Origin of the sequence: Bacillus sp. REN10 (genome assembly GCF_016820555.1) — a bacterium.
GTDB lineage: Bacteria > Bacillota > Bacilli > Bacillales > Domibacillaceae > Bacillus_CE.
The window spans coordinates 250300-263845 of the sequence record NZ_JADHDW010000004.1 but is presented as its reverse complement, the minus strand read 5'-3'; the positions used below and the strand labels follow the sequence as shown (position 1 = coordinate 263845).

Annotated in this window: 17 protein-coding genes; 4 read left to right on the top strand and 13 right to left on the bottom strand. The window is 41.0% G+C overall.

The window, feature by feature from the left end; genetic code table 11:
- The first annotated feature begins 54 nt into the window (after positions 1-54).
- The 4 genes from IRB43_RS08880 to IRB43_RS08865 all read left to right on the top strand — a co-directional run bounded on the left by IRB43_RS08880 (position 55) and on the right by IRB43_RS08865 (position 1573).
- On the top strand, positions 55-441 hold the full coding sequence (locus IRB43_RS08880; protein ID WP_203363102.1) for a hypothetical protein: 387 nt from the start codon (positions 55-57) through the stop codon (positions 439-441).
- Positions 441-1106: a hypothetical protein gene (locus IRB43_RS08875; protein ID WP_203363101.1), complete on the top strand. Its 666-nt coding sequence runs from the start codon at positions 441-443 to the stop codon at positions 1104-1106. The genes IRB43_RS08880 and IRB43_RS08875 overlap by 1 nt, the downstream gene beginning before the upstream one ends.
- Positions 1096-1305, top strand: coding sequence for a hypothetical protein (locus IRB43_RS08870; protein WP_203363100.1), 210 nt, complete (start codon positions 1096-1098; stop codon positions 1303-1305). Before IRB43_RS08875 ends, IRB43_RS08870 begins: the two co-directional genes overlap by 11 nt.
- A 103-nt stretch (positions 1306-1408) precedes the next feature.
- The gene (locus tag IRB43_RS08865; RefSeq protein WP_203363099.1) at positions 1409-1573 is read left to right on the top strand and encodes a hypothetical protein; all 165 of its coding nucleotides are present in this window, start codon (positions 1409-1411) and stop codon (positions 1571-1573) included.
- 88 nt (positions 1574-1661) lie between these two features.
- Here the strand turns inward: IRB43_RS08865 and IRB43_RS08860 are convergent, their stop codons facing one another.
- From IRB43_RS08860 to IRB43_RS08800, 13 genes are all read right to left on the bottom strand, one after another.
- Positions 1662-2414: an N-acetylmuramoyl-L-alanine amidase gene (locus IRB43_RS08860; RefSeq protein WP_203363098.1), complete on the bottom strand. Its 753-nt coding sequence runs from the start codon at positions 2412-2414 to the stop codon at positions 1662-1664.
- The gene (locus IRB43_RS08855) at positions 2411-2839 is read right to left on the bottom strand and encodes a phage holin family protein (protein WP_203363097.1); all 429 of its coding nucleotides are present in this window, start codon (positions 2837-2839) and stop codon (positions 2411-2413) included. Before IRB43_RS08855 ends, IRB43_RS08860 begins: the two co-directional genes overlap by 4 nt.
- A gap of 94 nt (positions 2840-2933) precedes the next feature.
- The gene (locus IRB43_RS08850) at positions 2934-3089 is read right to left on the bottom strand and encodes an XkdX family protein (RefSeq protein ID WP_238941904.1); all 156 of its coding nucleotides are present in this window, start codon (positions 3087-3089) and stop codon (positions 2934-2936) included.
- On the bottom strand, positions 3076-3411 hold the full coding sequence (locus IRB43_RS08845; RefSeq protein WP_203363096.1) for a hypothetical protein: 336 nt from the start codon (positions 3409-3411) through the stop codon (positions 3076-3078). Before IRB43_RS08845 ends, IRB43_RS08850 begins: the two co-directional genes overlap by 14 nt.
- Positions 3412-3422: 11 nt before the next feature.
- The gene (locus IRB43_RS08840; protein WP_203363095.1) at positions 3423-4580 is read right to left on the bottom strand and encodes a Kelch repeat-containing protein; all 1158 of its coding nucleotides are present in this window, start codon (positions 4578-4580) and stop codon (positions 3423-3425) included.
- The gene (locus IRB43_RS08835) at positions 4581-5276 is read right to left on the bottom strand and encodes a hypothetical protein (protein ID WP_203363094.1); all 696 of its coding nucleotides are present in this window, start codon (positions 5274-5276) and stop codon (positions 4581-4583) included.
- Position 5277: 1 nt separating this feature from the next.
- The gene (locus IRB43_RS08830; RefSeq protein WP_203363093.1) at positions 5278-5820 is read right to left on the bottom strand and encodes a putative phage tail protein; all 543 of its coding nucleotides are present in this window, start codon (positions 5818-5820) and stop codon (positions 5278-5280) included.
- Positions 5813-6862: a baseplate J/gp47 family protein gene (locus tag IRB43_RS08825; RefSeq protein ID WP_203363092.1), complete on the bottom strand. Its 1050-nt coding sequence runs from the start codon at positions 6860-6862 to the stop codon at positions 5813-5815. Before IRB43_RS08825 ends, IRB43_RS08830 begins: the two co-directional genes overlap by 8 nt.
- Entirely contained in the window at positions 6862-7290 is a 429-nt protein-coding gene (locus IRB43_RS08820; RefSeq protein ID WP_238941903.1) for a DUF2634 domain-containing protein, read from the bottom strand. Before IRB43_RS08820 ends, IRB43_RS08825 begins: the two co-directional genes overlap by 1 nt.
- A 6-nt stretch (positions 7291-7296) precedes the next feature.
- Complete coding sequence (locus IRB43_RS08815; RefSeq protein WP_203363090.1) at positions 7297-7611, bottom strand: DUF2577 domain-containing protein; 315 nt, start codon at positions 7609-7611, stop codon at positions 7297-7299.
- Positions 7612-7624: 13 nt separating this feature from the next.
- Entirely contained in the window at positions 7625-9052 is a 1428-nt protein-coding gene (locus tag IRB43_RS08810) for a C40 family peptidase (protein ID WP_203363089.1), read from the bottom strand.
- Between the two features lie 9 nt (positions 9053-9061).
- Positions 9062-9838, bottom strand: coding sequence for a LysM peptidoglycan-binding domain-containing protein (locus IRB43_RS08805; protein ID WP_203363088.1), 777 nt, complete (start codon positions 9836-9838; stop codon positions 9062-9064).
- On the bottom strand, positions 9831-13466 hold the full coding sequence (locus tag IRB43_RS08800; RefSeq protein WP_203363087.1) for a phage tail tape measure protein: 3636 nt from the start codon (positions 13464-13466) through the stop codon (positions 9831-9833). Before IRB43_RS08800 ends, IRB43_RS08805 begins: the two co-directional genes overlap by 8 nt.
- Positions 13467-13546: the final 80 nt, after the last annotated feature.

Sequence of the window (13546 nt, the reverse complement as noted above, 5' to 3'; positions counted from 1 at the left end):
AATTAATTACATGGTATTATTTATATAGTTAATAAAACAAAGGAGGAAACAAAAATGAAAAACGTAATGGTAAGAGCTTGGGAAATTGCGCGTCAAGGGGTAGTTAAATTCGGTGGCAAGGTAAAAGAATATTTTGCTCAAGCTCTTACTATGGCGTGGGCAGAAGCAAAGAACACTGCTAAAAAATCAGTTAAAGAAGTTGCAGAAATGATTCAAAATAAATTAAGTAACGAGGTTAAAGTAAACGTGTGGGAGAAATACGGCAAGCGTCGCATCTATGTAAACAAAGGATTTAAACAACAAGTTGCTATGTTAGAGTTTGATGCACAAGACAACTTTATCGGTAGAAAGTTAGGTGCTATGGACTTATTTGGTGCTCGTCAAAATGGTGTAGAGGATGAATTAATTGCTGTATACGAAGTTGTGGAGGCGATCGCATAATGAAACAAGTTGATCTCACTAGACAGATTTTCGGTAAATTAACAGCTATAAAGGAAAGTCCAGAGCGTTTGAGAAATGAGGTCGCTTGGATTTGTGAGTGCTCTTGCGGAAATGAAACGACTGCTACTAGAGGTCAATTACTTCGCGGTACAAAAAAATCTTGTGGTTGCTTACGGAAGAAAACTCCTCCCAACGCGCTTGATCTATCAGGTAAAAAGTTTGGAAAATTAACCGTTATCGAACGTGCAGGAATGACAAAGAACGAAAATGCACTGTGGTTATGTAAATGTGATTGTGGAGAACCAACGGAAGCTAACGCTACAAGTTTACGTCGCGGTGAAAAAGTATCGTGCGGTTGTGCGAAAGAAGAGCAGATCAGGCAAGCAAGAAAAATACTCACTGAAGAAAAAACTGTGGATGGTGTACAAGTTCCGCTCCTTACTAAAAAAGTGCGATCGGACAGCAAGACTGGACACAAAGGCGTACACAGAAGAAATAGACGTGGTAAAGAATACTTTGAAGCAAGTATAACAATAAAAGGAAAACGTAAGTATCTAGGTACTTTTAAAGATATAAACGATGCTATTGCAGCTAGAAAACAGGCTGAAATAGACTATCACCAGCCGTACATTAAAGCACTGGAGGAAAAAGATAATGACAAATGAAGAAATTAAAGGTTGGATCGAAAAAAATTTAGTAATGCAAGATGAAGCTCGATCAATTACGGGCCAATCCGTTCCCGGCTTTAACCAGTCGGTTACCACTGGACGGATCACTCCTTTTGTAGAATTCGGAACAGCACGGAAAACACGGTTGTATTTACGCTCCGATCTCGAAGAATACGCAAAGAACAAAAGAAAATAAATTATTTTATATATAATTATTTACATGGTATTATTTATATGATATATTAGTATTAACAACAAGAGGTCAACAGGAAAACTTAAAAATCGAGGAGGAAATGAAAATGGCAAAAGTAATGTATGAGGATGTAGTAGTAGGAGAGGTAGTAACAAATCAAAGTTTGACGGTAGATCAAGCGCTAGAGTTAATCGGATTCGATGAGCAAGCGTTCTTAGACGAGCAAGGATGGGACGACATTGATTACAATGAATTTAAACTAGTATATTAAGAAATAACCCCGGCTGTAATAGCTGGGGTTTTATTAATAAAATAAGGTCTGGTACATGATGTACCAGAGTTAGTGCGTCAAGTTGCGTCTAGTTCACGCTAAGCTTCTTCATGGCGCGATACACCATTACAGCAACTTCTTCTCGTGTCGCTTGTCGCTGCGGGTATGTGCCGTCTGTGATACCTGCTTCAACAGCTTTCTCGAATTCTTTCGCTAATGTGGGTGATGGTTTAGCATCTTTTTTGTATTGTTCCACTGCTGGTTCCTCCTCTTTTTTAGGTGTAGTTGCTGATTTAACAGGTGCTACGCCTACAGCCTTCGCAATACCATCAGCAATCGCTTGGCAGAAGTCGTTAAAGAACGATGGGTTGTTTAACTTGTCCATATCAGATTTGTTGTCAATAAATAGACACTCTAGTAATAAAGCTGGCATCTGTGTACCATTTAGCACACGAACGTCTTTACGTGACTTAATACCACGGTCTTTAATGTCGTGTTTACGTAAAATTTTAGCTACTTCAGTATGCACCGTATCTCCCTCTTTGCAAGGTGAGTACACCAGTGTTTCATATCCAGTGCCTCCGCCTGCATTTAGATGAATACTGACAAACAGACTGGCACGCGCTTTGTTTGCGATGTTACAACGGATGTTTAAATCCCTACCTTTGTTGTTGTCCAGCGCTTTATCGGATGTTCTTGTATAAATCACTTTGATAGATTCTGGCAGCCGCTTCGCCACCTCTGCGCCGATCTGAAAAGCATACTGATATTCTTGTCCGTATTTTACTGCCCCCGGATCAGGAAGGCCATGTCCGGAGTCAATTACAACTACTTTACTCATTTCGATTCACGCTCCTTTTTTACTTCATTATCCTCTTTCAATTGCGCAAACACCGAACTGATTTGCTTCGGCACTTTAACACCGAGGTGGCCGAGGTTTTCAATAAAGCTGATTCCTTCCATGCCGATTAAAAACATGATCATCGTGTTCCGCATAAACTGCCCACCCGAGCCGCTAATGTGGTCCATCTGCACAGCTACAACAACAGCAAGAATCATGGCTGTTTTTTTCATGAGTCCTTTAAAACCGATCTCACTACTGATTGTTTTATTGTTCCACGCGATCATGAGCCCCGTTACATAATCGATAATCATCATGATCACAAGCGCTTTAATCAAATGGTCCACTCCCCCGACGAAATAAGCGACAGCTGATACGCTGCCGCCTAGAACTGTGTTATATAAAGTATCTGTGTTATGTTGCATCTACTCACTCCTTAATCATAATAAAAAGACGAGCCGGAGCCCGTCTTGGTTGTGTCGCATTATCGTCCTGAAATGGCATAAAAAATAACGCCTACTAAGCGTTTGTGTAATCTTGCCCTGTTATTAATCGAAACTCTTCCACGGTTATTTTGCCCCGTTTAACAAATAAATTTAGCTGTTCGATCGTTACGAGCTTCCGTGGACGATTCCAAGCCATTTCTAAAAGTGCAAAGTCACTAGACCGTTCCATCTGCTTCTACCCCCTCTAATACTTTATCGATTTTTACAGAGTAATCTTGGTGATATTGACACGGAACAGACGTGTACTGCGTTTTTAAATCTATTAGACTTGCAGTAAGTACAGCATTCTCATCCTGCAACTGCTTAATCTGATCTTCGAGTGATTCTGTTGGCGGCTGATTATGATTGGCTAGAATATCATTAATATGGAGTTGTGCGCTTTCTTCCATAGTCTGAGCTGAGAACGGGATATACCCTTCCTGAATAATCCAGACGACACCATCCCTTAAAATCTTATAACCGTTGTTTGTTATTTCGTATGTTAGATTCATTATTGTCACCTCTAATTTTTAAATTTCATCCATTTGGTTCCGTCGCCATAATAGGTCGGTAGTGTTTGTAAATTCCCATCATAATACATCCAAATATCATCAAAGCAAGACAATAATCTAGGAAACTGTCCTTCTATTGGTTTTGATAAACTAACTAATTCCGTCATATATTTTCCGGATTTATCACTACTTCTAGTCAGCACACAAGAGCCTTCTTCATAAACTTTAGCGGTAAAAGAAAAGATATACATTTTTAAAGAAGATATAATATACATCCTATCACCGACCATAACAGCTTCTTTAAAGGTTGTAGTTGCTCCTAAACCTGGTAGTTGTGTCCAAACATTTCCTTTAATATCATATTTATAAAATCTTCCGTCTGAATATGGCATAACGTACAAGGTATCACCAACTACAATACCTGTCACGTTTGAACCTAGGACCGGAAGTGTTCCTTTGTCGGTTATAGTGTTAGTAGATACATCATAATATCGGAAACGTTTTTCAGTATCTACCGATGTTGTATTTCCACCTAACATAAAAAATCCATTCCCATACGCAATACCGCAAGCACTTCTACCTGCCCCAGTCGATATCAAGGTTTTCCAAGTATTTGTTGGAATGTCATATTCCTCAAGATAGTTTGACTGTGTCCCAATATCACTGGGACTTCCGTAACTTGCATATATTTTAGACCCTATAATAACGTTATAACCTTTGTAATGAGGTTGTGTTGGAGAAGCTATTCCACTCCAAGTATTGTTTAAAATATTATATTTGTATGATCCTGTTGCACTAAACACATAAATTTCACCATTGTAATAAAAAGCATAGCAGGCACTTGTACCAAATGGTGCTGAACCAATAACAGTCCAAGTATTTTCTAATCTATTAAATTTAGATAAATAACCACCTGAGAATAGATAAATATCGTTACCTACTGAAACAATGGCACTACTAAATACATAAGAATAAGGCGGTGATGGTAGTAGTGAAGTATCAGTAATCCAAGCGTTTGCAAAGTATAATTGATTGTCATTAATTACTTCTTTTTTCAGTCGGTCTGTTTTTATCCATATACCTTCTTTAGTTTTTGGTTCTGATAATTGTGTGAAAATGTTTAATTTACCACCGCCACCTGAACCAATATTAACTTTACCAACAGCCATTTAAAACACCTGCCTAATCAGTTTTAAATCGCAAATAATACTTTCAGCAGGAGGAGATTCAGCATATAGACGAACATAACCATTAAAGCTTTCATTTGCAGATTTTAAATCCACTGCCTTTTCTAAATCACTGACCTTTATATTTACATCAACAATGGTTTCTGCGGTGATATCGGCATCGTTTAAGTCGTAGATGTACAACTGTGAAGCAGAATCTAATGTCCAGTTAACTGCTGAAATGGTTCTGTTAGTTTTTACTTTGATCCGCTTCGCATCTTCCGCCAAATGCGACGTAACTTTTTGTTCCGTTTCGGTGTTTTTCTGCTCAGCTGCGGCTATTCGATTGATCACTGTGGTAGCGAAATTAGGATCTTTCCCCATAGCGTTTGCTAACTCTTCCAAAGTATCTAATGCTCCAGGAGCTCCGTTAATAAGAGCTGCAATAGCTGCATTAATTTGCTGGAGTGCTCCCACCGGTGTTTCGGCTCCCACATCTGCAGCAGTAAGTGTGACTGCTCCTGTTTTTCCGTTTACTGATTGCACTTTACCTGCAGCTGCAAGCTCTTCTTTTGTTGCGACTTTTTCATCGATCTTACGCCAGTTTCCATTTAGCATAGTTTCAATATTAAATGTATCCTCTTGATCAACAACTGGATCTTTCATATATAGATTTAAACGAGGAGTAGTCCCAGACATATTATGCACCTCCCGCAAATTTATTTAGTGGCGTAGCTTCCATCTCGGCCAGTGTCATCTTTTGAACATCTTTGATGAGCAAGTATTTGAATTGGAATTCAATAACGCGATGTGCCGGCAGTATCTTTCGAATAGCTTGCTTTATATCCTCCAAATTAGGAGGGATGCCATATACATCGTTAAATGTCACAAGTATTTTCGATTGACCTTTTATTGCTTTCACCTCAACTGAACCATTTCGGAAGGATTCAGCTACACTTTTAATCAGGCTCGCACTAACTGTGCCGATACCACGCTTTTTAGCCTTCAGAACAGAGCGACGCTGATCGAGCGGCTTATTCACATCTGTAGGAATTTTGAATTCTTTTTCCATAATCGATAGGCCCCATATAGCATCATCGATAAATGTATTATTGAGCACATCGTCAATGTGACCTTCCAAACGATCAAAGATTTTCCCCTGCACTCTGGCCATTTCCTTAAATTCTGGTGATTCGCGAAGAATAACCGGTAAATCTGTGAGTATCTCTTCTTGGCTAGACACTTAACGTCACCTGCCCAACGACTGGTGTTTCGCTTTCAGAGAGAGTGATATTAGCCGTTTGACCGTTAATTAATAGATTGGAATAATCAATTACTCCCTGAATGCCTACTAATAGCGAACCAATAACTCTCTCTCTCACAATCGGTTCAACATCTTCTTTGAAAGCAATGGTTTTTAAATGCTCGGCTAATACTTGTTTGAATTGCGCCTCTGCCGTTTCTAATGTCGTAGAAGAATCGATTTCTATTGTTGCTGAAACGTTTATTGTGGAAGCTGCGGCACTTTCCACAGTTACAAAAGCGCCAATAGGAGCCAATCCTTCTCCCTGACCAGGCACGGGGTCTAAAGCGGTCTGAATCATCCGCACTAATTCAGGAGAAGCCGGCATAAATTCAGAGTTAACAATAACCACTTTAACTGTGTCTGGACCATCCCAATTCGGAAATACTCTGACAGCGCCTACTCCCTCAAATTCTCGCACCCACTCTTTATAGTGACCGATATTTCCGCTTGTCGCTGGTTCAGCAACCTTCTCTTGATACCGGACAAATAGGGATTCTTCTTTCTCTTTCTCTCTCCCTGGAATAATGATTTCTCCCAGCAGAGCCGTTTCTAGTCCCTCGATTGTTTCAACAGGAAGTAATTCCGTTCCAACTGGGAATGCATTTCCTATTTCTCCTTCTTCCTCGCATAACAACTGGATGCCGTTTTCATTCTCTGACACTACAAAATAAACATCTTCCACAAAAAAACGGCTCCCCACGGGAACCGAAATATTGAACTCTCCTCTGCGTATAGCTGCCACTGCATCTCTATAATAAACATCCATTTCAGAGGTTCTCTTTTCTAGATAGTCCCCCTCACTCGTTGAGGCAAAAACCAGCTCTAGCACTCTTTCCAAATACCGATAAACCTTTGCTGTTTGATTGGCACTAGCAGCATAAGATGCATAAAGGGGAGATGTCTCACTTACATCAAATTCCGGCTTTGTGTCATTGATCATTTCTTGCAAAAGGGACTCAGAAGTGTATTGTTCAAACATCAGGCTGATAACACCTCCTTTATCTCTATTTCTCCGAGGGCTGTATCTACTTTAAAATTCACATGAAAAGCGTCTTCAATATGTTCAATAACAAAATCATAGACTTGTTCAATTCGAGGATCATAAATAAGCGCCTCTGTAACAAGGCGCTCAATCTCCATAATTTTAAAAGCAACCGTTGTTTCATTGTCAGCTAGCATATCTGCCAACTCATTCCCTGTATCTGCCGAATAAATGGGATGAGTATAGCGTGGAATATGCAGCGCAAACAGGATAGATTGCTTAATAGCATCCAAGCCACTGATAAGTTCACTGGTCAATCTTCGGGTTTCAAAATCAAACCGATAGGTTTTTAATTCCAAGAGCTCATTGACCGATAGTTCGTCCACCTCCGGAATCTCAACTTCTGGTGATAAAGCCACGACCATCACCTCCTAATTACCGACTCGATCAAGAACATAATATAAGCCTCCTCCCTGAACAGAAGCGACTTTAAGTTGATCCCCGGTTTTCAACGCATTCAGTACCGTATGCATCTCTATACCGTGCGGTGTTTGTACTTGCACAGTGTAATCTGTCAGCGACTCCGGAATAATAAATGACTCTTTAAAAAGAATGAGCTTATTGTTATTCATCAACCGAATTCTCAAAGGATCTGTGGAAATAACATCAGCATCTAAAATTCTCACAGGATTTTCTGCTCCATTTGCTTCCAGAGCCAGCTGTTTAATAGTATTTCGTAACGCCATCTCACTCGCCCCTTTAAAGCACCCGATTGATTTGCATAAACTTAGGCCCCCAATAGGGATGATTACTTCGTAAATACCCGTGCTCTTTACATCCGCTGTTTCCTAGACTCACACAATATCCCGGCTTCGTTACAATACCAACATGACTGACTGCATTTGGCCCGCGCTCTTTGATTGTTCCTTTAAAGAAAACTAAGTCTCCAGCTTGTGCTGCAGATGGATCTATTTTTCTGCCTTTTTTAATTTGTGTAGCTGTACCGTCACCAATGTCTATGCCAACCTTTTTATAAATAAACTTCGTAAACCCAGAACAGTCACCGCTTCCTCGAGCAATATTCTTTCCTCCATAAACATATTTGAGGCGACCGATATAGCTTTTGGCAAGGGTAACAACTTCTTGAGCTTTTGGAGATCCTCCTACTGTACCTGTGCCTGTACTTGAACCTGAAGGAGTTGAAGAAGTTAACTCTTCCATTTCGGGAAAATCATTGGTTTCAATCAAATGAAGATTCATCGTATGCTTATTCCCAACAAACGTATGAATGTCTGTGTCAATATACATTGTCCTCTTTAAACGAATATCATCAATAATGGCGTAGATGGCGTTCCCGCTTGTCGCAGACTCAATTCCTAACGCCTCCACATCCAACTTCTTTTTGACTCCCTTTTTCTTATTAAGAATCTCTTTTCCTTTTTTGGTTAAAGCAGACTTGTTTAAGCTTTCGGAAACTTTTTCAAAATGTTGGATGACCCCGAACTGCTTTTTGCCTTCACTGTCAGTAACGATGGCCGTGACTGTTTTATCTCCTTCACCAGACGCCAGTTTGACACGAGTGGCTGTTTCCTCGATAGAAGTATCATACGTGTAGTCAATAATATTATTGCCAACTTCAAGTACCCATTGGATGTCCTGCTTTTTTAACTCTGTAAGATGAATTTTTCCCAGACGAGAGTAAATGTGGAATTTACGTTTTGAAACTTTGTGAGTATCGATCATGGCCCTAAGTGCAATGTCATAAAGCGGGGTCTCTTGATCAATCACTTTCCCCACCTTCTCCTTTGTGTTGACAAAAGAACCATGTGGGATTTCGGAGTCTTTGCACATCTTCACAAGGATTTCATCCAGGCGCTTTCCTAAAAAGTTATAGATGTCCTTGTTAATTAAGAAATACTGAAGCATGTCATACGCTGTTAAGGTAAGCTGGCCGTTCTTATTACGGGATCGGTTAAACACAGTACCACGAAACAATTCATTCCCCTTCCACTTAAAAAGAAGCGTATCTCCCTCAATCACCTGCTGGTAAAAATGCAAACCTGTATCGCTGTACAAGATATTTGCTTCGATTTTGCGTGCTGCTTGATATCTCTGGCCGGACCATGTGACTGTTGAAACAGGGATGGCCATCATATAGTCAGGCTTCACTAAAAATAATTCAATCATGTGTCTCCCTCACTTACGAGGAGCGACAGACACAGTGCCCGTCTGGACTTTCCTGAGGTTTACGCCTGTCACTCCTGTACCTGTGGTTTTTTTAGGTTTTTGAGGAATAGTCAGCACTTGTCCCGGATAAATATAACGCCCTGGTTGCTTGACATTTCGTTTATCCCGCTTAATCAGCATTTGCTTGTTCGCTTCCCAAATGGTTTTCCACTCGGCACTATTTTTATAAATTGTTTTAGCAATCCCGGTGAGAGTATCTCCCTTCCTCACCTTATAACTTTTGGGAATCGGTTTCGTATCCGGCCTCTTCTTGTTGCCACCGTTCGCATTCGTTTTCTTTTTGGTATTGATCTTTCGAGAAGTGACAAAGGTATACTCTTTCAGCGCAATGGTGTAATCAAGATCACCGATATCCTTCTCTCCTTCTTTATAAGAAAGGTCATCAATAGACACCGCAAAATTAATAGGAGTGCCTGTTACAATAAAACGAATAGGGAGTTTGCTTTCTCTCCAAGCCTCCAAGCGTTTGATATAATTCCAAGGCATCGATAACTTTGTTGGCCGCACTTCGCAAAGCGGACTCCATTTCGCCGGAAAAAAAGACGAAAACTGAAATGTTTTCGCCGCTGGATCTTGTAATATTGTTATCTCACCGAAACCGGCAAGGTCTATGCTTTCATTTTTTGAAGGGCTGTTGATCTCAATTGAAGAAGGGAGGACAGGCAGCTGGAACTTTTCTTTTCCATTCTGCCAAGACAGCCAAATTTCATATACACTTTTAGTCATATACCGCCATCTCCCCTCCAGCAAAGTATTCTTCTTCTAAGTGTTCTTCTACCGCCTTAACAGCGATCCTTCCAACCTTTTCAGCGTCCATTTCATTGTGATAATGGCTCTCTCCCATAATTTGAACAATCACATCCCGAACCCCTTGTTTCATCATTTGCGCGGGACGACTCATAACATTTCTAACCGCTTGTGTTTGTTCTTCTGGCAGGATAACCGGGGCTGGCTGAGAAGATACACCAAGTGCTTTTTGTGCATACTCTAACAATCCAAGCGCTCGATTGCGATGCTGTTCAAGAGGAATGATTACTTCTCTCTTATTTCCTTCACCAACACGAGCAATATGATCATGGGTAATGACGCCACCTTTTGCATAAGGTTTATATCCTCCGCCGCGGGCCCGTGATTTCACGCCCGGATGATTTTGGATGCCTCCATATCGGCCATTAATATAACGAATAGCGGCAATAGCTGAATGAAGAGGATTCCGTCGGTCATTAAAACCAGGCAAGGCCCACCTTTTGAAGGTTTCTCCGATGATTTGGAAAAGACCAACGGATGGATCTCCCCGCTTAGCATTAATATCCCAATTGTTAATTGCATTCGGGTTAAAACCAGATTCTTTCTGCGCTACCCACATTAAAGGGTTTAACCAGGACATAGGCATGCCTGTGATCTGTAAGGCTTGCATGATGGCCGATTGAGCCATTGCTGCACCACCACCGCTAAAGTTTCCGAATGAACCCATGAGTTCATTGGCTTTATTTTTTGCAATGTTTGATACATCAACACTACTAAACCCTTTTACAACCCCCATTGCTGACCAATAACCAAGATCAGCCATTACACGAGAAGGCGAATGAATGCCTAGCTCTTTTCTGAACGCTGACTCCACTGCCTTGGCAAGCGCTTTTGCCTCAGCAGATACATCTGCTTTTTTGCTTTTCATCCCAGCAATAAAGTAGCCGGCTAACCCTTGACCAAACCCTTTACCGCTTGGAATATACTTTAGGAATGGTTGTCCCACATGATTATTCAGCCATGTAGACATACCCACTGGAACAGCCTTAATACCATTTTTAAAGTTATATACCAACGCTGATCCATACAGTTTGGCTCCTAAAGCAGCTCGATTAAGAGGCTGATAAATATTCGTTGTTACCCAAGAACTTACGGTTAACGGGCTGTTCTTCATTCCAGACACAAACCCATAGCTAAATGCATAGCCGAAATGCTGGGCGCTCTTGACCGCACTACCTACAGGAATATAGATGTTTTGATTGATCCAAGAATAAACATCTACCGGAGCACTGCCAAGACCTGTGACAAAGCCGTAACTAAATGCGTAACCCAAGTGTTTTGAATTTGTAGCTGCGCTGCCGAATGGCTTATAAATCTTTTCATTAATCCAAGAGTAAACACTTACTGGTGCATTATTGAGCCCTTGTACAAATCCAGCAGAAAAAGCGTAACCTAAATTCTTTGAATTGGTGGCAGCACTTCCTACAGGTTTATAAACTTTTTCATTCAACCAACCCGTCACGTTCATTGGCGCTGAATTTAGACCAGCCATAAAGTTTTTACCAAAAGCTTGTCCTTGAGCTTTACCATCATTACTTGCTGTTGGCTGTGCAGCCGGTTTGTTTCCTGTATTCTCTTTTTCTCCAAAAATGAGTTTTGATAGTGCGCCTTGTCGATCTTCAGTATAAGTTCCGGGATCTTTAAACGGATTACTAAGCAAACCATTGAACTTTTCTTGTCCGGCTTTATGGCCGAATAACCAATCTCCAATACCCGTTCCTACTTGATCTACTGCCATAAAGGCTGCGAGTGTGCCAAGAACTCCAACACCTTTTCCAGCCCCTCTTAGGCCCCTTCTTCCTGCACGTCGTCCTGATCGTGTGCTTCTGCGCCTTCTACTCCTTGTATCGCGGCCATCATCACCAAAGATCGGATTATCAGCAGGTGGACGTATTTTGAATAAGTCTTTTAATTTATCTGTTAGACTTCTAACACCACGGGCCCCTCTTCTTGAACGACGGTCCATGCGGTCCATACTATCAGTTATATTATCTAGGCCGTTATTTCTAGGAGCACGTGTTAAGAGTCCTTTAGCTGTTTGAAAGATCTTAATGGCTGGAAGCACTGTTGCAGCAGCTACACCTAGACCCGTTATAGATACAGCGGTGAATCCAATTATAGGGCCTATTATTTTAAAATGTTCAATACCGAATTGAATTGCTGGCACAAGGACATTTCCAATCATTTTTGCAAAATCGCTAATTGATTTTGTCATATTAGATATATCTTCTTGACCCTCTTTTGAATTCATCCACGTATTCAACTTTTCGAAAGCAGGAGCCACATTAGTAATAATTCCAGTACCAATCTCTGATAATATTCCTTGTAATTTACGTCCTGCATCATTAATCGGTGTCATAGGATTGTTGTTTCTCATATCGGTGAATTGTTTATTAAGTTCACCTGTTGCTTTAACAGGCTCGTCAATAGCAGCAGCCATATCTAAGATGGGCTGCTTCATATCCTCGTACTTGGTCCCTATTAAGGTTGTAGCCATTTCAGCACGCTTGCTCTCGTCTTTAATTTTGGAAAGGCCATGTGCTAACTTATATAAAGCCTCTTGACCTGTATAAGCTCCTTCTTTGAATCCTTTAAACATTTTTTTGGTCTCAGCGGGCCCTAATGCTTTACTAAAAGCAGCTACCTGGTCGTCAGTCGCTTCTAGCCGCCTAATATTAAACTCACGTACAGCATCTGCCATGTCATCAAAGTTTCGGGCGCCACTTTTTGTTCCGGCTACGAACGCAGCAGATACCTGCTCAGGCGTCATTTTCATATCTTTGAACGTTGAACTATATTCGTTAAAAGTATCTAAAAGATCATCATATTGATCCCCTGCATGCTTAAATACATAGGCCAGGTTATCCCCTGCTCTTGTAGAGTCTATATTGAAATTCTTTATCATGCTGGATAACGAACGATCCACCTCTGGAACGTCTTTTTCGTGAATCATAGCAATCTTATTAGAAATTTCGGAAGCGGTTTTTAACTGGTCTCCTCTCAATCCAGTCTGCTGGGCCATATTTCGGATTGATAACGATACTTCCTCTCTCGAATTTCCGACCATGCCTTTGAAGTAAATGTCATTGATCAGTTTCTTTACTTCTGTTCTACTTATACCAGTTACAGCACTTGTTCTGGCATTCTGTGACATGGCTGAAGAACCAGCACCGACAATCCCTGCACCAGTTACCCCACCTGCCGCTCCAATGGTTACGACTGTTCCTTTTAATTGATCTAAACGCCCCTGTATATTTTCTATAACCGAAGAGGCCTGATCGTTTGCCGTAATCTCCGCTGTCGCTCGTTCGCTGTCTACGCTGTCTAATCTTCGTTCAATCTGTTCTAAAACACTACTTAATCTATCCACAGCTGTAATTTCCGCTGTGGCCCGTGCGCTATCAACATTGTCCAGCCGCCGATCTATTTGATCTAGTGTACCGGTCAAACGATCAATTGCCTCTATAGTTGGAGCAGCGGTTGTGCTGTCTAGTGTTGAAATTCTTCTCTCTACAACCCGAATAGTACCTGTTGCTGTGTCAATCACCTCAAGGCGGGGATTCGCTCTGGCTCTATCAAGTCTTCGCATAGCTGTAGTTGTAGATTCAGTGATTGATTCAATACTTT

Coding starts and splice junctions, on each gene's coding strand:
- IRB43_RS08880 (WP_203363102.1), top strand. CDS start 55: ATGAAAAACGTAATGGTAAGAGCTTGGGAAATTGCGCGTCAAGGGGTA.
- IRB43_RS08875 (WP_203363101.1), top strand. CDS start 441: ATGAAACAAGTTGATCTCACTAGACAGATTTTCGGTAAATTAACAGCT.
- IRB43_RS08870 (WP_203363100.1), top strand. CDS start 1,096: ATGACAAATGAAGAAATTAAAGGTTGGATCGAAAAAAATTTAGTAATG.
- IRB43_RS08865 (WP_203363099.1), top strand. CDS start 1,409: ATGGCAAAAGTAATGTATGAGGATGTAGTAGTAGGAGAGGTAGTAACA.
- IRB43_RS08860 (WP_203363098.1), bottom strand. CDS start 2,414: ATGAGTAAAGTAGTTGTAATTGACTCCGGACATGGCCTTCCTGATCCG.
- IRB43_RS08855 (WP_203363097.1), bottom strand. CDS start 2,839: ATGCAACATAACACAGATACTTTATATAACACAGTTCTAGGCGGCAGC.
- IRB43_RS08850 (WP_238941904.1), bottom strand. CDS start 3,089: ATGGAACGGTCTAGTGACTTTGCACTTTTAGAAATGGCTTGGAATCGT.
- IRB43_RS08845 (WP_203363096.1), bottom strand. CDS start 3,411: ATGAATCTAACATACGAAATAACAAACAACGGTTATAAGATTTTAAGG.
- IRB43_RS08840 (WP_203363095.1), bottom strand. CDS start 4,580: ATGGCTGTTGGTAAAGTTAATATTGGTTCAGGTGGCGGTGGTAAATTA.
- IRB43_RS08835 (WP_203363094.1), bottom strand. CDS start 5,276: ATGTCTGGGACTACTCCTCGTTTAAATCTATATATGAAAGATCCAGTT.
- IRB43_RS08825 (WP_203363092.1), bottom strand. CDS start 6,862: ATGTTTGAACAATACACTTCTGAGTCCCTTTTGCAAGAAATGATCAAT.
- IRB43_RS08820 (WP_238941903.1), bottom strand. CDS start 7,290: ATGGTCGTGGCTTTATCACCAGAAGTTGAGATTCCGGAGGTGGACGAA.
- IRB43_RS08815 (WP_203363090.1), bottom strand. CDS start 7,611: ATGGCGTTACGAAATACTATTAAACAGCTGGCTCTGGAAGCAAATGGA.
- IRB43_RS08810 (WP_203363089.1), bottom strand. CDS start 9,052: ATGATTGAATTATTTTTAGTGAAGCCTGACTATATGATGGCCATCCCT.
- IRB43_RS08805 (WP_203363088.1), bottom strand. CDS start 9,838: ATGACTAAAAGTGTATATGAAATTTGGCTGTCTTGGCAGAATGGAAAA.